The 18,880-nt window shown below is 38.4% G+C and carries 16 protein-coding genes, 1 other RNA gene and 1 other annotated feature; of the genes, 13 read left to right on the forward strand and 4 right to left on the reverse strand.

Features of this window, described 5'->3' with window-relative positions:
* The first annotated feature begins 96 nt into the window (after nucleotides 1-96).
* The 5 genes from ACFOY7_RS13105 to ACFOY7_RS13125 all read left to right on the forward strand — a co-directional run bounded on the left by ACFOY7_RS13105 (nucleotide 97) and on the right by ACFOY7_RS13125 (nucleotide 5,994).
* On the forward strand, nucleotides 97-384 hold the full coding sequence (locus tag ACFOY7_RS13105; RefSeq protein WP_390252547.1) for a post-transcriptional regulator: 288 nt from the start codon (nucleotides 97-99) through the stop codon (nucleotides 382-384).
* 45 nt (nucleotides 385-429) lie between these two features.
* Nucleotides 430-2,688 carry a protein translocase subunit SecDF gene (secDF, locus tag ACFOY7_RS13110; protein ID WP_390252549.1) on the forward strand — a complete coding sequence of 753 codons (2,259 nt, stop codon included), beginning with the start codon at nucleotides 430-432 and terminating at the stop codon, nucleotides 2,686-2,688.
* Between the two features lie 85 nt (nucleotides 2,689-2,773).
* Nucleotides 2,774-3,115, forward strand: coding sequence for a LapA family protein (locus tag ACFOY7_RS13115; protein ID WP_390252550.1), 342 nt, complete (start codon nucleotides 2,774-2,776; stop codon nucleotides 3,113-3,115).
* A 55-nt stretch (nucleotides 3,116-3,170) separates the two neighbouring features.
* Nucleotides 3,171-5,492: a single-stranded-DNA-specific exonuclease RecJ gene (gene recJ, locus ACFOY7_RS13120; RefSeq protein WP_390252552.1), complete on the forward strand. Its 2,322-nt coding sequence runs from the start codon at nucleotides 3,171-3,173 to the stop codon at nucleotides 5,490-5,492.
* Nucleotides 5,482-5,994 (forward strand): adenine phosphoribosyltransferase, encoded by a 513-nt coding sequence (locus ACFOY7_RS13125; RefSeq protein ID WP_089740732.1) that lies wholly within the window; start codon nucleotides 5,482-5,484, stop codon nucleotides 5,992-5,994. Before recJ ends, ACFOY7_RS13125 begins: the two co-directional genes overlap by 11 nt.
* A 67-nt stretch (nucleotides 5,995-6,061) precedes the next feature.
* Here the strand turns inward: ACFOY7_RS13125 and ACFOY7_RS13130 are convergent, their stop codons facing one another.
* The gene (locus ACFOY7_RS13130; protein ID WP_390252553.1) at nucleotides 6,062-6,190 is read right to left on the reverse strand and encodes a hypothetical protein; all 129 of its coding nucleotides are present in this window, start codon (nucleotides 6,188-6,190) and stop codon (nucleotides 6,062-6,064) included.
* Between the two features lie 173 nt (nucleotides 6,191-6,363).
* Here ACFOY7_RS13130 and ACFOY7_RS13135 point away from each other — a divergent pair, with 173 nt between their 5' ends.
* Nucleotides 6,364-8,568 carry a RelA/SpoT family protein gene (locus ACFOY7_RS13135; RefSeq protein WP_390252554.1) on the forward strand — a complete coding sequence of 735 codons (2,205 nt, stop codon included), beginning with the start codon at nucleotides 6,364-6,366 and terminating at the stop codon, nucleotides 8,566-8,568.
* Nucleotides 8,569-8,586: 18 nt separating this feature from the next.
* Nucleotides 8,587-9,033: a D-aminoacyl-tRNA deacylase gene (gene dtd, locus ACFOY7_RS13140; RefSeq protein ID WP_390252555.1), complete on the forward strand. Its 447-nt coding sequence runs from the start codon at nucleotides 8,587-8,589 to the stop codon at nucleotides 9,031-9,033.
* A gap of 539 nt (nucleotides 9,034-9,572) precedes the next feature.
* Here the strand turns inward: dtd and ACFOY7_RS13145 are convergent.
* On the reverse strand, nucleotides 9,573-10,484 hold the full coding sequence (locus tag ACFOY7_RS13145; RefSeq protein WP_390252556.1) for an N-acetylmuramoyl-L-alanine amidase: 912 nt from the start codon (nucleotides 10,482-10,484) through the stop codon (nucleotides 9,573-9,575).
* Between the two features lie 342 nt (nucleotides 10,485-10,826).
* Here ACFOY7_RS13145 and ACFOY7_RS13150 point away from each other — a divergent pair, with 342 nt between their 5' ends.
* The 4 genes from ACFOY7_RS13150 (at nucleotide 10,827) to ssrS (ending at nucleotide 14,695) form a co-directional block, all read left to right on the forward strand.
* Nucleotides 10,827-11,000, forward strand: a complete 174-nt coding sequence (locus ACFOY7_RS13150; RefSeq protein WP_390252557.1) for a hypothetical protein — start codon at nucleotides 10,827-10,829, stop codon at nucleotides 10,998-11,000.
* Between the two features lie 50 nt (nucleotides 11,001-11,050).
* Nucleotides 11,051-11,269: a binding site (T-box leader), on the forward strand.
* A gap of 113 nt (nucleotides 11,270-11,382) precedes the next feature.
* Complete coding sequence (hisS, locus tag ACFOY7_RS13155; protein WP_390252558.1) at nucleotides 11,383-12,645, forward strand: histidine--tRNA ligase; 1,263 nt, start codon at nucleotides 11,383-11,385, stop codon at nucleotides 12,643-12,645.
* Between the two features lie 12 nt (nucleotides 12,646-12,657).
* A complete protein-coding gene (aspS, locus tag ACFOY7_RS13160; RefSeq protein ID WP_390252559.1) occupies nucleotides 12,658-14,415 on the forward strand; it encodes an aspartate--tRNA ligase in 1,758 nt (585 codons plus the stop codon).
* 82 nt (nucleotides 14,416-14,497) lie between these two features.
* Nucleotides 14,498-14,695, forward strand: a non-coding RNA gene (gene ssrS, locus ACFOY7_RS13165) — 6S RNA.
* A 283-nt stretch (nucleotides 14,696-14,978) separates the two neighbouring features.
* On the opposite strand, the gene ACFOY7_RS13170 is transcribed toward ssrS, so the two are convergent.
* Both ACFOY7_RS13170 and ACFOY7_RS13175 read right to left on the reverse strand, forming a co-directional pair.
* Nucleotides 14,979-15,671 (reverse strand): RsfA family transcriptional regulator, encoded by a 693-nt coding sequence (locus ACFOY7_RS13170; protein ID WP_390252560.1) that lies wholly within the window; start codon nucleotides 15,669-15,671, stop codon nucleotides 14,979-14,981.
* A 110-nt stretch (nucleotides 15,672-15,781) separates the two neighbouring features.
* The gene (locus ACFOY7_RS13175; RefSeq protein ID WP_390252561.1) at nucleotides 15,782-17,047 is read right to left on the reverse strand and encodes a replication-associated recombination protein A; all 1,266 of its coding nucleotides are present in this window, start codon (nucleotides 17,045-17,047) and stop codon (nucleotides 15,782-15,784) included.
* A 238-nt stretch (nucleotides 17,048-17,285) separates the two neighbouring features.
* Here ACFOY7_RS13175 and cymR point away from each other — a divergent pair, with 238 nt between their 5' ends.
* A complete protein-coding gene (gene cymR / locus ACFOY7_RS13180) occupies nucleotides 17,286-17,705 on the forward strand; it encodes a cysteine metabolism transcriptional regulator CymR (protein ID WP_390252562.1) in 420 nt (139 codons plus the stop codon).
* An 18-nt stretch (nucleotides 17,706-17,723) separates the two neighbouring features.
* A complete protein-coding gene (locus ACFOY7_RS13185; protein WP_390252563.1) occupies nucleotides 17,724-18,866 on the forward strand; it encodes a cysteine desulfurase family protein in 1,143 nt (380 codons plus the stop codon).
* The last annotated feature ends 14 nt before the right edge of the window (nucleotides 18,867-18,880 follow it).

Here is an 18,880-nt window from a genome sequence, read left to right on the forward strand (position 1 = left end):
TATACAATGAAGTATATGCATCAATAGGAGACAAGCATGACCGAATTTAAAAATAAATAGTTATCAATCAACCATTATAGGAGTGGAGGAATTCCAATGTGTGAAAGAAAAGCAGTTTCAGCATGGAAATCAGAGTTAGTAGATGTGATAGATAGTAAAGTACATGAATTTAAATTATTGGATTATTCAAAAGCAACTGCTGAGGATATCTGGCAATGCCTCGTCCGGAAGGTGTGGAAAGGAGACCCTGAAAAAAGATTATCAGAAGTTGTGCAGGATATCTTACACTTGCATTCCAATACATATATGAGTTATTTAACTCAACAATCATTTCAAGATACAAGTTTGCAGGAATCTATTGAAGCTTTGTTCGGAAAAGAGTAAAATGTAATGTGTTGTTGTTTTGTTTAATTTAGGGAGGATTTACACATGGTAAAAAGAGGGAGAATCGTTGCTTTTCTATTAATTGTCCTAGTTATAGGCGCAGCGATTGGTACAACATTTACAAATATTACAAATAAAATTAACTTAGGGTTAGATTTACAAGGTGGTTTCGAGGTTCTTTATGATGTGGAACCATTGGATGAAAATGTTGATTTAACTACGAAAGATCTTGAGGCTACAGTAGCCATTTTAACGGAAAGGGTTGATGCATTAGGGGTAAATGAACCCAGCTTTTCTATTGAAGAGCCTGATCGCATAAGAGTGCAGCTTGCAGGGATAACTGACCAGGATGAAGCAAGGGACCTTTTAGCAACATCTGCGTCCTTATCTTTCCGTGATGTGAATGATAAAGAGTATTTAAATGGTAATGATATCAAACAAGGTAGTGCGCAGCAAAACTTTGATCCAAATACAAATGAACCAATCGTCACCGTTCAATTTAAAAACGCAAATTTATTCGGTGATGTGACAGAAGAAATAATGAATAACCCTGAACTGGAAAACAGAATTGTTATTTGGATGGATTATGAAGAAGGGGATTCCTACAAAGAGGAAATTCAAAAAGAAGATCCGAAATTTGTTTCCGCACCGGGGTTCTCTCAGGTTTTACGGACAACAGATATTCAAATTACTGGTAACTTCACGGTAGAATCTGCAAAAAGATTGGCAGATATTTTGAATGCCGGTTCATTGCCAGTTGATTTACAAGAAGAATATTCTACATCTGTTGGTGCACAATTTGGTCAGCAAGCATTAGAGAAAACAGTTTTTGCAAGTATCATTGGTGTTTTGTTAATTTTTGCTTACATGATTGTTTATTATCGGTTCCCTGGTATTATTGCAACAATCACATTAAGTGTTTACATTTATTTAGTGCTGCTCGTATTCCAATTAATGAATGGTGTACTGACATTGCCAGGTATAGCCGCATTAGTACTTGGAGTCGGGATGGCGGTTGATGCGAATATTATCACATATGAACGGATTAAAGAAGAGCTGAAGGAAGGCAAGTCAATGAAAGCTGCCTTCAAAGCAGGTAATCAGCATTCTTTATCTACCATTTTTGATGCGAATATTACAACATTAATTGCAGCAGCTGTTTTGTTTATTTTTGGTACAAGTTCTGTAAAAGGTTTTGCAACATTATTAATGGTCAGTATTGTGTTAAGTTTTATAACAGCGGTATTTGGTTCACGTCTGTTCCTAAGCTTCTGGGTTAGCAGCAATTTCATGAATAACCGTCCAGGCTGGTTTGGTGTGAAGAAAGATCAAATTATTGATATTAACAGTAAGGAAGAAGTAGAACCGAAAGTATTCGGCCGCAAGTTTGATTTTGTAAAACATCGCAAAAAATTCTTCCGCATATCGATAGCACTTGTTCTGCTTGGCGTTGTATCTTTAGCTGTCTTCCGCTTAAACGTTGGAATTGACTTTACTTCAGGTTCGCGTGTCGAAGTATTGGCAGATCAATCCTTAACAGTAGAGGAAATTGAAGCAGATTACGAGGAATTGGGATTAACACCGAGTGTGCCGGTAGTATTGTCTGGAGATAATAACAATATTGCTGTAGCAAGGTTTGTTGATGAACTTTCCCAGGAAAAAGTAGCAGAAGTAAGACAGCACTTTGAAGCAGAATATGGCAGTGCACCGACGGTAAATACTGTGTCTTCTGTAGTTGGGGAAGAATTGGCGAAAAATGCAGTATTAGCTGTATTATATGCTTCTATCGGGATTATTATCTATGTGACGATTCGCTTTGAGTTTTATTCTGCATTAACTGCGATCATAGCGTTACTGCATGATGCCTTTTTCATTCTTGCATTCTTTAGTATTACAAGGATGGAGTTTGATATCACGATCATTGCTGCGATATTGACAATTGTCGGTTATTCGATCAATGACACGATTGTAACCTTTGACAGGATCAGGGAAAACTTGAAGAAAAAGAAACGGATAAAATCATTTGCCGAACTTGCTTCCATTGTGAATCACAGTTTGATGCAAACATTGGCTCGAAGTATAAATACCGTGTTAACTGTAATCTTCGCTGCTATGATGTTATTGATCTTCGGAGCAACATCGATTACAAACTTCTCGTTTGCTTTAGTTATTGGTTTATTTGCAGGTACGTATTCATCCCTATTCATTGCAGCCCAATTATGGCTGGTATGGAGAGGGAAATCTATTAAAGATAAACCAATTGTTTATACAGAGAAAAAATATAATGATGGTCCACAAGTTTAATGAAAAAAGCCACCAATATTGGTGGTTTTTTTTGGTTTGTTTGTAATAAGAAAAGGGAACGATAACATGGAAAGAGGTGATAGTGATGAAAGGACAGACATATATTATTTTAGCTGTTGTATTTGCTGTGATTATTGCAATTTTTGCAGTAATTAATGTGGACCCGGTTGAAGTCAATTATTTATTTGGCAGCGGCGAAGCTCCTTTAATTTTAGTTATATTATTTTCTGTTTTAATGGGGGCTGTTATTACAGCAGCTGTTGGAGTTGTCCGATTGATTCGATTACAAAGAGAAATACGCTTGGTGAAGGAAGAGAATAATGCATTAAAAGCACAGGATAATCCCGTGGTGGACATGGATTCACACAATGAAAACAAAGAAGAGGATTCATTGGAAATAATAGAAAAAGATCATTCAAAACAATAATCTGTTTGCTACCCTTGGCACACTTTTGTATAATAAGTTAGTCAGGGGTGAATTTATGTTAACCAGTCAATCAAATTGGATTTTTACATATAAAGATCAAATCGAAGAACAGAGTCCGTTAGACGACTTATCATTGTCTCCAGTTATTAAAAAACTGTTAGCACAGAGAGGTTGGAAAGCAAAAGAAGAGGTGGAAGCATTTCTTCATCCAACACTTGGTCAATTGCATGATCCAGCTTTGTTTCAAAATATCGATATTGCGAAGAAAAGAATTGAACAAGCAATAGAAGATGGCGAGAGTATTCTTGTATATGGTGATTATGATGCAGACGGGGTTACATCAACCGCCTTGATGGTAGAAGCGTTAAGAGAAAAAGGTGCGATGTGTGATTATTACATACCAAACCGTTTCACAGAAGGTTATGGCCCAAATGAGGAAGCATTTCGGGAAGCATACAAGCAAGGTTTTCAATTAATAATAACAGTGGACAATGGGATTGCAGGAGTAGAGGAAGTAAAGGTCGCCAATGAATTAGGTATGGACATCATTATCACGGATCACCATGAGGCGCAGGAACAATTACCGGAAGCATTGGCAATCATTCATCCGAAATGTGCTGCTGAATATCCTTTTAAGGAGCTTGCTGGTGTAGGGGTTGCTTTTAAATTTGCTACCTATTTATTAGGCTATTTTCCTAAACAATTTCTTGATCTAGCCGTTATTGGTACGATTGCCGATTTAGTGCCATTACATGATGAAAATCGTGTACTTGTTCATTATGGACTAAAAGCACTTGCTAATACAGAGAGAGCTGGTCTGAAAGCATTAAAGCGGCAATGTTCAATTGAAAATAATGTAACAGAAGAAGATATCGGTTTTCGGATCGGACCAAGATTAAATGCTGTTGGCCGTCTACAGGATGCCAATATGGCGGTTGATTTACTTTTAACAAGTGATCCGGATGAAGCTGATGAATTATCTAGTTATGTGCAGGAATTGAATACGGAAAGACAGAAAATAGTTGCAAAAATTACAGAAGAGGCAATTGCTGAGATAGAACAAGATGACAGCAATCCGCATGTACTCGTTGTAGCTAAGGAAGGCTGGAACCAAGGGGTACTCGGAATCGTTGCATCAAAGTTAGTGCAAACCTATCATCGTCCGGCCATTGTGTTAGCGATAGATCCTGATAACCAGAGTGCAAAAGGATCCGCAAGAAGTATTGATGGCTTTGATTTATTTACTAGTTGTATGAAGCACAAATCCTTGTTTACCCATTTTGGCGGACATGCCCAAGCTGCCGGAATGACCTTGCCTCTGGAGAACATTTCGGTATTAAGAGATGAACTTGATGCGATTGCGAAAGAGCAATTAACAGAGAATGATTTTAAACCGCAGCTGAATGTGGATGCATCTATTGATTTAAAAGATGTGAATCTGGAAATGATCCAGGAGTTAAACCAATTAGCACCATTTGGTATGGGAAATCCTAAGCCTTCTTTTCATATTAAAGCAATACCTGCAGAGATCAGACAAATTGGTGCAACAAAAAACCACTTAAAAATCAAATTTGATCAGGACGGCGCACAAGTTGATGCAATAGGTTTTGGATTAGGTGATGTGTATGCCAAGTTAACAAAAGATACATCACTTGAAGCAGTGGTCGAATTACAGGAAAATGAGTGGAATGGAATGAAAAAACCACAATTATTCTTAAAAGACTTAGCCATAACAGAATGGCAATTATTTGATTTTCGCGGGGCAAAACAGTGGCAGAACCAATTAGACAATACGTTAGATTATCAATACGTACTCACATTTCACGAACAAAAAGATGTGATGGCAGATGTGATAAGTCCAGATATGCTGAAAGCAATGGATGGGCCAATTGAAGCACTCTACTTAATTGATTTACCCGAGTCTTTAGAGGAGTTAAGTTGTTTATTAAATGGTAAGCAGATCAACCGGATTTATGCATGTTTTCAACTAACGAACAGTTATTTCTTTCAAAGAATTCCATCAAGAGAAGAATTCAAATGGCTTTATCAGTTAATGTTAAAACGAAAATATTTTGAGTATAAAGTCGACGCACCAAAGCTTGCATCGTACAAAGGATGGAAACTTGAGAAAATTAAGTTTATGTTCCAAGTTTTTCATGAGTTAGGGTTTTTAACCAGAGAAGGGTCAACAATTGTTCCAACAGAAAACCCGGGAAAGAAAGATTTAACAGAATCACCGCTCTATCAAAAAATAGCCAAACAAATGGAAGTAGAAGAAACACTATATTATTCAACTTATCAACAACTTAAAAAATGGATAGAAGAGCAATTAGTTTGTGCTTCAGAACCAGAGGAGGAAATGGTTTATGGATTTTAAAAAATATATTACAGTGGTGGAAGATTGGCCAAAAGAAGGCGTACGATTTAAAGATATTACAACATTAATGGATAATGGACCTGCATACAAGGCAGCTGTTGATGAGATTGTAAAATATGCTGAAAATAAGGAAATTGATATTGTTGTTGGCCCAGAAGCACGTGGATTTATTGTAGGGTGTCCTGTTTCCTATGCACTGGAAATCGGGTTCGCACCAGTCCGCAAAGAGGGAAAACTTCCGCGTGAAGTGGTAAAAGTAGATTATGGTTTAGAGTACGGGAAAGATATACTAACCATTCATAAAGATGCAATCAAACCAGGGCAACGAGTATTGATAACAGATGACTTGCTGGCAACAGGCGGAACAATTGATGCAACCATTAAACTTGTCGAGCAGCTTGGCGGTATTGTTGTAGGATGTGCCTTCCTTATCGAATTAACTTATTTAAATGGTCGTGATAAGCTGGACGGCTATGATGTATTAACATTAATGGAATATTAATTTTGTAATATATGAGGCTGGGGCAAACGGGCTTTAGCCGAAGTCAAAACCGAACTATGATCGAATCTTATTTCATTCGATGTAGTTCGGTTTTTTGTAAACTTCCTTTGACTCCGGGCACTCGTACATTTATGAGCAGCTTTGTTCCACTGCGAATTCTTTTCGTTTGGATATCCAGTATTGTTGACTTTGGCATACAAGTTATTGATATCTCCCATTCTTTTAATGTAAAATTCAATTGGTTCCGCTTACATTAATAAATTGTCGAGAAATGAAAAAGAATATAAGGAAATACGCGCTAATTTTTGATATGATAGTAAAAACACAAACTATGTTAATGTGGTAAGTCTAAAACTAAAAGGTGATAACATGGCAAAAGATAAAATTTTAGCGCCTGAAGAGATTTTTGAACAAGCAGAGGGCTATTTAAATGAGGAAGATATAAAGTTTATTAAACATGCCTACCAATATGCTGAAAAAGCACATGAAGGGCAGTTTCGTAAATCGGGAGAGCCTTACATCATTCACCCTGTTCAGGTTGCTGGAATATTAGTGAATTTAAAATTGGATCCAGAAACGATTGCAGGGGGTTTTCTTCATGATGTGGTGGAAGATACTTCTGTTACGATAGAGGATCTTCGCACAGCTTTTAATGAAGAAGTAGCCATGCTTGTAGATGGTGTAACAAAACTCGGTAAAATTAAATATATGTCCAAAGAGGAACAGCAGGCAGAAAATCACCGGAAAATGTTTATCGCAATGGCTAAGGATATTCGTGTCATTCTCATTAAATTAGCTGATCGGCTTCACAATATGCGGACATTGAAGCATTTGCCAATGGAAAAACAACGCCGAATTTCTAATGAAACATTAGAAATATTCGCACCACTTGCACATAGGCTTGGTATTTCAGCTATCAAATGGGAGTTAGAAGATACGGCATTACGCTATTTAAATCCACAACAATATTATCGTATCGTTCATCTGATGAAGCAAAAGAGGGAAGAACGAGAATACTATATTGAAGAAGTCATGCAAGAAGTGAAGAAGCAATTAAATGATGTAAATATTCAGGCAGAATTTTCGGGACGGCCAAAGCATTTATACAGCATTTATCGAAAAATGATGCTTCAAAAGAAACAATTTAATGAAATCTATGATCTTTTAGCTGTAAGAATTATTGTTTCAAGTATTAAAGACTGTTATGCTGTACTTGGAATTATTCATACATGCTGGAAACCAATGCCGGGAAGGTTCAAGGATTATATTGCCATGCCAAAAGCGAATCTGTATCAATCATTGCATACAACAGTAATCGGGCCAAAAGGGGCACCATTAGAAGTGCAAATACGGACAAAAGAAATGCATGAAATTGCAGAGTTTGGTATTGCCGCACACTGGGCATATAAAGAAGGCAAGAAAATCAATCCTGCTAAACAATCGAACGAAGATAAATTAGCATGGTTCCGTGAAATTATTGAATGGCAAAATGATACCAATGATGCGGAAGAATTTATGGAATCATTAAAAGTTGATTTATTCTCAGATATGGTCTATGTGTTTACACCAAAAGGGGATGTCATCGAATTACCAAGAGGATCTGTGCCGATAGATTTCGCCTATAAAATCCATACAGAGGTTGGTAATCATACCATCGGTGCAAAGATTAACGGCAAAATGGAGCCATTAGATTTTCCGTTGAAAAATGGGGATATTATCGAGGTAATGACATCGAAACATTCTTATGGTCCTTCACAAGACTGGCTGAAAATGACTCAAACTTCACAAGCAAAAAATAAAATCAGACAATTTTTCAAAAAGCAGCTGCGGGATGAAAATGTATTAAAAGGCCGTGAATTGGTTGAAGAAGAAATAAGATTAGCTGGATATGATCCAAAAGAAATTCTTACAGAAGAGAATATTCAGTTAGCAATGGATAAATTCAGCTTCACGTCTGAAGAAGATATGTTTGCAGCGGTAGGATACCATGGCATTACAGCAGCTCAGATTGTTACACGTTTAACGGAGAAAATTCGCGAAGAAAAAGAGAAGAATAAGAACATTGAAGAGACAATTGAAGAAGTAAATGCAAGTGGACAGAATATGAAGAAAAAACCAAAACGGGATTCCGGTGTGCATGTAGAGGGTGTAGATAACATGCTGATCCGTCTGTCAAAATGTTGTAATCCTGTTCCCGGTGATAAGATTGTTGGTTATATTACAAAAGGCCGAGGGGTTTCTGTCCACCGTGCAGATTGTCCTAATGTCCAAGCAGACGATGCACAGGATCGCCTGATGGAGGTAAACTGGGAAAATGAAGAATCGGAAACGAAACAATATCATGTTGATTTGGAAATTTCCGGATATGACAGACGAGGGTTATTGAATGATGTCTTACAAGTTATTAATGAAACGAAAACAAACATTATTGCAGTGAATGGCCGTTCGGACCGGAATAAAATCGCGGTAATTCATGTGACAATATTGATTCATAATATTAACCACTTGCGACGGATCGTGGAACGTCTGAAACAAATTAAAGATGTCTACACAGTAGAGAGAACGATTCAATAAGGGAGCGTATTGGGTAAAATGAAAGTTGTATTGCAAAGAGCCAGAGATGCTTCTGTTACAGTAAATGGGGAAATAATGGGTGCAATTGATGAAGGGTTTGTTGTACTTGTTGGTGTCACCCATACGGATACAGAAGAAGAAATTCAATATTTAGTGAATAAGATTATTCATCTCCGCGTCTTTGAAGATGATAACGAAAAAATGAATTTATCATTAAAAGATGTTGGTGGAAAAATCTTGTCGATCTCCCAATTCACATTATACGGTGACTGCCGCAAAGGAAGAAGACCAAACTTTATGAAGGCAGCAAAACCGGACTTGGCCAAAACTATTTATGAAACGTTTAATGAAAAATTAAAAGATGAGGGAATTGTCGTGGAAACAGGAGCATTTGGTGAAATGATGGATGTATCTTTTACTAACATAGGACCTGTTACAATTATTCTTGATTCAGCTGAGCGTTAATATAACAGAAAACCATCCAATTAGGATGGTTTTTTCTTTGGTATATACGGTTCAATGCCATGACGCAGAAAAAAGAAGAGCGCAAGGTATTCGGGAGTGCTCCCAATGCCATGCAGAAAAAATGAGAGCGCAAGGCATTCAGGAGTGCTCCCATTGCCATGACACAGAAAAAAAGAAGAGCGTAAGGTATTCGGGAGTGCTCCCAATGCCATGACGCGGAAAAAAAAGAAGAGCGTAAGGTATTCGGGAGTGCTCCCAATGCCATGACGCAGAAAAAAGAAGAGCGCAAGGCATTCAGGAGCTCTCACAATGCCATGACGCGGAATAAATGAGAGCGCAAGGCATTCAGGAGTGTTCCATTGCCATGACACAGAAAAAAAGAAGAGCGTAAGGTATTCGGGAGTGCTCCCAATGCCATGACGTAGAAAAAAAGAAGAGCGCCAGGTACTCGGGAGTGCTCTCAATGCCATGACGCAGAAAAAATAGATCGCAAGGCATTCGGGAGCTCTCTCGGTTTGATGTCTTATGTCTCTTTCTAACTAATTCTGAAAATATTGCTGTAATCCTGTTACAACACCTGTGCTTACTGCTTCTAAGAAGATTCGTGACCGGATATGGTTTTCTTCCTGCTGATTGGAGAGAAAACCTAACTCAAGTAATATACCGGGACGATGGTTTGTCCGCAATACTTGTAAATCGGCTTGTTTAATTCCCCGGTTCTCCATCCCTGTTTCTGTAATGATCCCATCCTGAACAATTTCTGCCAATGACTGATCACGGCTGTTATAGAAAAAAGTGCTGACACCCGCTACTTCCGGGTGCTCTGGTGTACTGTTGTAATGAATGCTTAAAAAAGCATCGGCATGGACCGTGTTAGCAAACGTACTGCGGCTAAATAATGTAATATAACGATCGTCTTCTCTTGTAAAGTGAACGATTGCTCCATTGGCTTCTAGAAATTCTGCCAACACTTTGGCAGTTTTTAATGTATAGGTACTCTCAAAGTCCTCACTTACACTTATCGCACCAACATCTCGCCCGCCATGACCTGGATCAATAACAATTACTTTTCCATGTAATCCAGGAGGAATAATGGAACGCTGCTCATTTACTTGGCTGTTGTTTGGATTGTCTTTTGTTATCAGGTCACTTTCTTCTATCGTGACATAATCTTTTGAAACCCATCCAGTTTGCCCATTATAATCAATCTTCACCCAATCCTCTGTTTCCTTTAAAATTGGGTAAACATCTGGCGGGTTTACTTTGCCGATTGCATCGAAAGCTGTGCCAGGACCGCTGCGGACATTTAACTGCTCGCCATTAATATAAGCTTCCTTTGCATAAATAACGAATGACATGGAAAGACTAAGTATCAAAATAAGCAGAATAACGATGAGCACTTTCTTACGCAAATAATCACCCTCTAACCAATTTAATTCTATATTACTCAAGTTTGTCCATTTTTGCACGTAAGTATAAGAAATTTCACGCCGGAGGGGTACTGGAGATAAGGCTTAATGGTGAACATATCATTTTGGATATATGTATAAGGATTAATGCAAAAAAGTCAGGGAGTACAAGTTAAGATTTGGTTATAAAGTGGTAATTAACATCAAAATCTAGATAGTAAGGTTGGAGATTTTAAAGTAAAACAGCAATTTACCACGGAAAAGTGTGCGTCATGGATCAAGTTTTCATATTTCATTCATCTTTTTTACAAGCATTTTTGCTTACTTAATTTAATTACCGGGTGTCTTTACTGGTTTCTATTAGAGGAAGGGAAGTTCTTGTATATGAAGTTTAGCCAGAAGCAGCAAAAGAATATGTTTTCCTGTCACCATCATTCCCAGCGAATTAATGATTTTGCAGAGTTTAGAAAAAGAGATTATCAAACAGAAATAGCTGCACAAATGGACATATCTTTGCATTCGACACAAAAAAATAAAAAAATGCAGAAACCAACTTGACAAAAGCATTTTAAAACGATTATGATATAAACAATTGTAAAAAGTGATCGAAAAAGCTTTTGAAGGAAAAAGTAATAAAGGGATAGAAGCGAAGAGAGAGAATTCCCCAGGCTGAAAGAATTCTTGCTGACTGCCTTTATGAAAGACATTCTGGAAGCTCCTAGCTGAACTAGAGTAGGTATGGACGTACACAGGCGTTAACTGTTCGAGTGGGAGTATATGATTACTTCAACTAGGGTGGCAACACGGGTAAGACTCTCGTCCCTTATTTTATAAGGGATGGGAGTTTTTTTGTTCAATTACATTTTAAGTTACAAGCCTAGAGAACGTGGGCTTACATAATGATTATCATGAAGCTTTTTAAAATAGAGGAGGAGATTTCGTGAAAGGACCTAGAGGTACACAGGATTTATTACCTGGTGTCACAGAAAAGTGGCAATATGTTGAAGAAAAACTGAAAGATTTAAGTAGTAGATATAATTATCACGAAATACGTACACCGATATTTGAGCATACAGAACTTTTTCAACGAGGTGTTGGTGATACAACTGATATTGTCCAAAAAGAAATGTACACATTTACTGACAAAGGTGACCGCAGCATTACATTACGGCCTGAAGGAACGGCATCAGTTGTCCGTTCATTTGTCCAGCACAAATTATTTGGGTCACCAAACCAGCCAACGAAATTGTTTTATATTGGTCCAATGTTCCGTTATGAAAGACCGCAACAGGGGAGAATGCGCCAATTTGTTCAGTTTGGTGTAGAGGCATTAGGCAGTGAAGATCCGGCAATTGATGCAGAAGTAATCTCACTTGCCATGAATGCATACAAAGAGCTTGGCTTACAGTCATTAAAACTGGTAATTAACAGTTTAGGAGATAAAGAAAGCCGAGATAATCACCGACAAGCATTAATTGACCACTTTACACCAGTAAAAGAAGAACTTTGTGGTGATTGCCAATCTAGATTAGATAAGAATCCGCTACGGATCCTTGATTGTAAAAAAGACCGGGATCATGAAGCAATGCAGACAGCACCATCGATTCTAGAATACTTAAATGAATATTCCAGCAGCTATTTTGAGCAAGTAAAAGCATACTTAGATGTCATGGGAATTTCCTATGTTGTTGACAAAAACCTTGTGCGCGGGCTGGATTATTACAACCATACAGCATTTGAAATAATGAGTGATGCAGAAGGATTTGGTGCTATTACAACACTTTCGGGTGGCGGAAGATACAATGGATTAGTTCAGGATCTTGGCGGCCCGGAAACACCCGGTATCGGTTTTGCGTTAAGTATTGAGCGTCTTCTTATGGCACTGGAGGCAGAGAATATCGAGCTGCCAATTGATCAGCGTCTTGATTGCTATGTTGTTGCGTTAGGTGATGAAGCAAAAATACAAGCAGCTTCCATCGTTGAGCAATTAAGGCTTTCTGGTATGAAAGTTGATAAAGATTACCAAGATAAGAAAATGAAAGCACAATTTAAAGCTGCTGACAGGCTGAAGGCCCGTTTTGTCCTTGTTTTAGGTGAAGAAGAAATAGCCAACGATTTGATTGCAGTAAAAAACATGGAATCCGGTGAGCAAGAAAATATCGTATTAGAACAATTAGTATCATATTTAAAAGGAATTATTTAAGGGGGAGCAATTATGTCAAACCGAACATTAGCAGGTTCGTTAAGAAAACAACATATCAACAAAGAAGTAGTACTAAAAGGCTGGGTCCAAAAACGCCGTGATCTTGGTGAAATTATTTTTATAGATTTCCGTGACCGTTCAGGTGTTGTTCAGGTTGTATTCAATGCGGAAATTTCCAAAGAAGCGTTGGAAATTGCAGATAGTGTGAGAAGTGAGTATGTACTAGAAATCTCAGGAAAAGTTGTTGAGCGTGATGCGGAAACAGTGAATCCGAAAATCGCAACAGGTGAAATTGAAATAATTGCAGACAGCATCAAAGTTTTAAATGAATCAAAGAACCCGCCATTTTCATTAACAGATGATGTAGATGTTTCGGAGGATGTCCGTTTGAAGTATCGTTACTTAGATTTACGCCGTGATGTGATGCAGGAAACATTCAAATTACGTCATCAAGTAACCCAATCAATCCGTCAATTTTTAAATGACGAAGCTTTCCTTGAAATGGAAACACCAATGTTAACAAAAAGTACGCCAGAAGGTGCCCGGGACTATTTGGTGCCAAGTCGTGTCCATGAAGGATATTTCTATGCACTTCCACAGTCACCACAGCTGTTTAAACAGTTGCTAATGGTTGCAGGCTTTGAAAAGTATTATCAATTTGCCCGCTGTTTCCGTGATGAGGATTTACGTGCGGATCGCCAGCCGGAATTTACTCAAATCGATATAGAAACATCTTTCCTCACAATGGATGAAATTATGGAAATGACAGAGCAGATGATGGCTAAAGTGATGAAAGAAGTAAAAGGATTGGATATCCCAACACCATTCAAACGCATGCCTTATGATGAAGCGATGGAACGATTTGGTTCAGATAAACCGGATGTACGCTTTGAAATGGAGTTAGTAACATTATCGGAAGCTGTAAAGGAATCCGGTTTTAAAGTGTTCCGTCAAGCTGTAGAAGATGGTGGAAAAGTAAGTGGTTTGAACTTAAAAGGAAAAGCTGATCAATATTCTCGTAAAGATTTAGATAATATGACAGATTTTGCGAAAATTTACGGTGCAAAAGGTTTAGCATGGTTGAAAGTAGAAGAGGACGCATTGGTTGGTCCAATTGCGAAATTCTTCTCAGAGGAAGAGCAAGCACAATTCAGATCATTGCTTCATGCAAGTGCAGGAGATTTATTATTCTTTGTTGCAGATAAACAGCAAGTTGTTTATGACACATTAGGTGCACTTCGAATAAAACTGGCGAAAGACCATGATCTAATTGATGACAGCAAGTTTGAATTCTTATGGATTACAGACTGGCCATTATTAGAATATGATGAAGATGCTGGCCGCTATCATGCAGCACACCATCCATTTACAATGCCGTTTGAATCAGATATTGAAAAACTTGATACAAACCCTGGTGAAGTACGTGCACAAGCATATGATCTTGTCTTAAATGGGTATGAACTAGGCGGGGGATCTCTTCGTATTTACCAAAGAGAAATGCAGAACCAAATGTTTGAAAAACTTGGCTTCACAACAGAAGAAGCAGAGGAGCAATTCGGTTTCTTATTAGATGCTCTAGAATTCGGTGCACCACCACATGGAGGAATTGCTTTAGGATTTGACCGTATGATCATGTTACTTGCAGGTCGCACAAACTTACGGGACACGATTCTCTTCCCGAAAACCGCTTCCGCTTCCGATCCAATGACAGAAGCGCCAAGTGCAGTTGATTCGAAACAATTAAACGAATTACACTTAAAATTGAAATAATTACATGCTAAATTGTAAAGCTTTTGTAAAGTAACGGACTTGAAAAATAGCATGTTATATGCTATTATTTATTTACAAGTTAACAATCCTGATGTGTTCGTCGCATAAATGGCGTTTTGACCGAACACCATTAACTACGGGAGCCTATTGTTCTTATATCTAGTGCAGGCCGCTTTACTTATGTAAATGATAGTGGAAGCACGAACTATAAGACAGGGCACCCACCTGCGGAGAGCGGGTTCAAAACTTCATCAACCACGACGGCACGATTGGGATTGTCGAATGTAAAATAACAAAGCACATCTATTATTAGATGTGCTTTTTCATTATTTGAGAAACGAGAACAGCTTCAGTCACTTCCCCGGAACTAGCAAACTTTCCTTACTTTTAGAACATGTCTCATCCCCGATAGGGAAGGGAAGTATATTTACTTATTTATGCAACTTGGAAAAATCTATACACACTGATGGAAGCGAAGTTTGTTATCGGAACCACAATTTATCATTATCCAGTTGGTAAAATAGAGAACCATGCAGAGCTTTGCCCGGTTCTCTACCATATTTCTATTTAGCAACTTGTTCCAAATTGCCGTTCTTGTCCATACGGAATTTCGGGACAGGTCTTGGTTGTTCTTCTTCAAACACAACCATTTTTCTTGCGCGTTCGACAATCTGCATAAATGCCTGATAGTCTTCATTCATTGTCATTAATTCACGTTCTAATTCTTTTACTCTCTTTTCTTTTGATTCTAACTGGTTCTGAAGCTGTTCTTTTTCGTGGATAAGACGTTCCATATTAGATTGAGAGTATTTTAACTGTTGCTGCTCTTTCTTCAAGCCTTGTAAAAAACGAATAACTTGTCCGAGCTCCATTGTTTCATTAACTGTTTCTTGAACCGGTTTTGTTTCTTTTGGCTCCCAGTTCCATAGTAGGTTGTTGTCTTTATTAATGATTTCGTTCGCATCAGCCTCGTCCTCAGGTAAGTGCAGATTCATATTATTGCTTTTTTCTTGATTTATTAAAGCTCTTTTTCTATCTTTCCGTTGTTTTTTCGCAATCTGAACTGCTTGCTCATAGCTTTGCCTTACTTCCGCATTCCATCTGAAACCACAGGCAGCTGATGTACGGTTCAGTTTATCTCCAACTTCATCAAATGCTCTTAATTGGGTACTGCCTTCTCGAATGTGTCTTAAGACAGTTTCAGCTAATAATAGATCATCTTCATGTGACCATGCGTCTTGGCGTACTTTGGCCATAAATTCCACTCCTAACTTGTCTCATATATTAAAAGATTTCTCACTAGATTCATAATCGTTCATCACATGAGCTTATCTATTATTCTGACCAGAAAGGAGTGTTTTAAACATTATTTTTTTAAATTTCGGTAAATTTGTTTTAGGTTCTTTTCAAACTTCCCTGTTTCTTTCGGGTGATAATATTGTTTATGTTTTATTTTATCTGGCAAATATTGCTGCTTCACCCAGCCAGCATCGTAAGAGTGCGGATATTTATAATCAACACCACGTCCTAATGATTGGGCACCTTTATAATGAGCATCTTTTAAATGGAGTGGAATCTCTCCGGTATCGCCTTTTCTTATATCGGCAAGTGCTGCATCAAGTGCTGTATAGGCAGAATTTGATTTCGGGGAAAGGCACAGTTCCACGATAGCAACAGATAACGGAATTCGCGCTTCAGGAAACCCCACCCGCTCAGCTGACTGTATTGCAGCTAATGTGTGAGGACCTGCCTGGGGATTTGCTAGACCAATATCTTCATAGGCACATACAAGCATTCGCCTTGTAATACTGTCAAGATCGCCTGCTTCAATTAGGCGTCCTAAATAATGAAGTGCTGCATCGACATCACTGCCTCTGATTGACTTCTGAAAAGCGGACAGAACATCATAATGAGCGTCGCCACCTTTATCGTGGGAGAAACTTTTCTTCTGCATCGAAGCTTCGGCTGTCTCAAGGTCAATCACAATATTCCCATCAGAATCTCTAGGGGTGGAGTATGCAGCAAGTTCTAATCCGTTTAGTGCTGCCCGTAAGTCACCATTCGCCGCATTTGCAAAATGTTCCATTGCTTCTGGTTCCAGTTCAATCGCTAGCTCGCCAAGCCCGTTTGCTGTGTCATTAACGGCGCGTTCCATTGCTTTTTTTACATCATCCTGATCTAATCGCTGCAATTCAAAGATATGTGATCTGCTTCTAATTGCAGGGTTAATCGAATGATAGGGATTACTTGTTGTACAGCCAATTAATGTAATTAAATTAGATTCCACATGTGGCAAAAGAAAATCTTGCTTTGCTTTATCCAGACGATGGACTTCATCTAAAATAACGACAAGCTGTCCGCTCATTTTCGCTTCTTCTACCGCTATTTCCATATCTTTCTTTTTATGAATGGCTGCGTTCAGCAGCTTATAGCGTATATTCAGACTGTTTGCAATTCCGATTGCCATTGATGTCTTCCCAGTACCGGGAGGGCCGTACAGGACCATTGAATGCAGCCGGCCTGCATCAACCATTCTGCGGATCATTTTCCCTTCTCCAACTAAATGTGTTTGTCCGATTACCTCATCTATATTTTTTGGTCGCATACGGAAAGCTAATGGTTGTGTTGCCATTATATCATCCTTTCTTTTTGCATAACTCGATAAATTCCACAGGGATAGAAACAGTAAACTTGACATTTCCGACCCAATTTTTTAGACTATTTATTTCGTAAGGTTTTGTATAACCTAAAGAAAAACAATTCACAGTTCAGCAACAATTATACCATTCATGCTATAATAGCAACTAATGACATATATTAAAACTATTTGAAATAGATTGGATCACTATTGGGAAAAATGAGGTGCAGAGATGAAGATATCAACGAAAGGAAGATATGGACTAACCATTATGATCGAATTAGCCAAAAATAATGGCAATGGGCCAATGTCTTTAAAAACAATTGCAAAGGAAAATGATTTATCGGAACATTATTTAGAACAGCTTGTTGCACCACTTAGAAATGCAAGCTTAGTGAAAAGTATTCGTGGTGCATATGGCGGATATGTTTTAGCGAAAGAGCCGCATGAAATTACAGCAGGGGATATTATCAGAATATTGGAAGGTCCGATTACGCCTGTAGAAGGTATTGAGGACGAAGAACCTGCCAAACAGGAGTTATGGATCCGAATTAGAGATGCCGTGAAAGATGTACTTGATACAACGACATTAGAAGATTTATCGACATATGGTGAAAAAGGAACACAAGATCCGTATATGTTCTACATTTAAGAAGAAGGACTGACGAGAATGAAAGCAATCTATTTAGATCATGCCGCAACAACACCAATCCATCCAGATGTTTTGCAAGTAATGGTAGAAACAATGGAAGATAATTTTGGAAATCCATCTAGTGTTCATTCTTTTGGAAGAAAAGCTAGACAATTATTAGATAAAGCCCGGATGACTGCAGCGAAGTCGATTGGTGCTAGTGAGAAAGACATCATTTTCACAAGTGGCGGGACGGAAGCCGATAACTTGGCCTTACTCGGTGTGGCTGAGGCGAACAGAGATAAAGGAAAGCATATCATTACAACAAAAATGGAGCACCATGCAACACTCCATGCCGCACAGGCTTTAGAAAAGAAAGGATATCAGGTAACGTATTTGGATGTGCTGGAAAATGGAACAATTGACTATGAACAATTAAAATCATCATTACGTGATGACACGGTCTTGGTTTCTGTGATGATGGTAAATAATGAAACAGGTGTTATCCAGCCAATTGAAGAGATAGGCAACCTGTTAAAAGAACATCAAGCCTATTTTCACACAGATGCTGTCCAGGCATACGGGTTGCTGCCAATTAACGTAACAGCACTAGGTGTTGATTTGCTTACAGTGTCCTCCCATAAGATCAATGGCCCAAAAGGTGTTGGATTTCTTTATATCCATCCAGATGTGAAAATAAATGCCCAGCAGTTTGGCGGAGAACAGGAACGTAAACGAAGAGCAGGTACAGAGAATGTAGCTGGAGTTGCTGGCTTTGCCAAGGCAATAGAAATTTCAATGATACAGCGTGAAGAACGGATCAGCAGCTATCAGAAATACCGGGATTTATTTTTAGAGAAATTAAACGAAGCAGCTATTGATTTCTCTATTAACGGGGTGGACAGTGAACGTGTCCCCAATGTGGTGAACATTAGTTTTCCCTGTGCGAATGTTGAGCAGCTTTTAACCAATTTTGACCTGAGCGGTATAGCAGCATCAAGCGGCAGTGCATGTACGGCAGGTTCTGTGGAGCCGTCCCATGTCCTGACAGCAATGTTCTCGGAAAATAACCCATGTACAACAAATTCAATCCGTTTCAGTTTTGGATATGCGAATAATGAAGGAAATGTAGTCGAAGCAGCAGAAAAGGTTGGTAAAATTGTACAACGATTAACAAAATAAAGGTGGTGAAAATC

Source organism: Gracilibacillus xinjiangensis (assembly GCF_042651765.1).
GTDB classification, from domain to species: domain Bacteria; phylum Bacillota; class Bacilli; order Bacillales; family Amphibacillaceae; genus Gracilibacillus; species Gracilibacillus xinjiangensis.

What these genes read in the sequence shown, in the direction of transcription:
- ACFOY7_RS13105 (WP_390252547.1), top strand. Translation starts at nt 97, where the DNA reads ATGTGTGAAAGAAAAGCAGTTTCAGCATGGAAATCAGAGTTAGTAGAT.
- secDF (WP_390252549.1), top strand. Translation starts at nt 430, where the DNA reads ATGGTAAAAAGAGGGAGAATCGTTGCTTTTCTATTAATTGTCCTAGTT.
- ACFOY7_RS13115 (WP_390252550.1), top strand. Translation starts at nt 2,774, where the DNA reads ATGAAAGGACAGACATATATTATTTTAGCTGTTGTATTTGCTGTGATT.
- recJ (WP_390252552.1), top strand. Translation starts at nt 3,171, where the DNA reads ATGTTAACCAGTCAATCAAATTGGATTTTTACATATAAAGATCAAATC.
- ACFOY7_RS13125 (WP_089740732.1), top strand. Translation starts at nt 5,482, where the DNA reads ATGGATTTTAAAAAATATATTACAGTGGTGGAAGATTGGCCAAAAGAA.
- ACFOY7_RS13130 (WP_390252553.1), bottom strand. Translation starts at nt 6,190, where the DNA reads ATGCCAAAGTCAACAATACTGGATATCCAAACGAAAAGAATTCGCAGT.
- ACFOY7_RS13135 (WP_390252554.1), top strand. Translation starts at nt 6,364, where the DNA reads ATGGCAAAAGATAAAATTTTAGCGCCTGAAGAGATTTTTGAACAAGCA.
- dtd (WP_390252555.1), top strand. Translation starts at nt 8,587, where the DNA reads ATGAAAGTTGTATTGCAAAGAGCCAGAGATGCTTCTGTTACAGTAAAT.
- ACFOY7_RS13150 (WP_390252557.1), top strand. Translation starts at nt 10,827, where the DNA reads ATGAAGTTTAGCCAGAAGCAGCAAAAGAATATGTTTTCCTGTCACCAT.
- aspS (WP_390252559.1), top strand. Translation starts at nt 12,658, where the DNA reads ATGTCAAACCGAACATTAGCAGGTTCGTTAAGAAAACAACATATCAAC.
- ACFOY7_RS13170 (WP_390252560.1), bottom strand. Translation starts at nt 15,671, where the DNA reads ATGGCCAAAGTACGCCAAGACGCATGGTCACATGAAGATGATCTATTA.
- ACFOY7_RS13175 (WP_390252561.1), bottom strand. Translation starts at nt 17,047, where the DNA reads ATGGCAACACAACCATTAGCTTTCCGTATGCGACCAAAAAATATAGAT.
- cymR (WP_390252562.1), top strand. Translation starts at nt 17,286, where the DNA reads ATGAAGATATCAACGAAAGGAAGATATGGACTAACCATTATGATCGAA.
- ACFOY7_RS13185 (WP_390252563.1), top strand. Translation starts at nt 17,724, where the DNA reads ATGAAAGCAATCTATTTAGATCATGCCGCAACAACACCAATCCATCCA.